This window comes from Sedimentitalea sp. XS_ASV28, from assembly GCF_041224545.1.
Taxonomy (GTDB): Bacteria; Pseudomonadota; Alphaproteobacteria; order Rhodobacterales; family Rhodobacteraceae; genus Sedimentitalea.
The window spans coordinates 1-457 of record NZ_JBGFGP010000007.1 but is presented as its reverse complement, the minus strand read 5'-3'; the positions used below and the strand labels follow the sequence as shown (position 1 = coordinate 457).

General features: G+C 48.1%; 1 protein-coding gene. It reads right to left on the bottom strand.

Annotated features, from left to right (window positions below):
- Positions 1-107 precede the first annotated feature (107 nt).
- On the bottom strand, positions 108-457 hold a 350-nt coding region (locus AB9K34_RS00035; protein WP_369952460.1), incomplete at its 5' end, for a hypothetical protein.

Here is a 457-nt window from a genome sequence, read left to right as displayed (position 1 = left end):
CGCCACTGCAAGCGCGCCGAGCGCTTGAGCAATTTGAGGGCTCCGCGCCCGGCGCGCTTGCCCAAACCGAAACCCATGATTATCAAGATCAAACCCGCAGACTCTCGTTATGAACGAGGGACCGAAGGGGGGCAGGTCACCCTGAATAGACCTGCGCATCTTGGCCGTGTTGCTGTGTTTTTTTTGTGTTTTTGAGATGATATTTCTACGATTTCCTGCGCAACGGGCCTGTGGTGATCTTTCCTTGGAGGTTTTGATGATTTTTGATATTTTGTATTGCTTGTTTGATTTTGTGAGTTTGTTGCGGGTTTGATTTTTTGTTCTGTATTGGATGTTGTTGAGTATTGGTGCGATGTTGCGCCTGTCCGGAGTGAAGGCGTATCGGAATGATCCCAGACGTTAAGTTTTATCTTTCGCTGTTTCTGCGGCGGATTCATTATTTTCTGCTGGTGTTCCT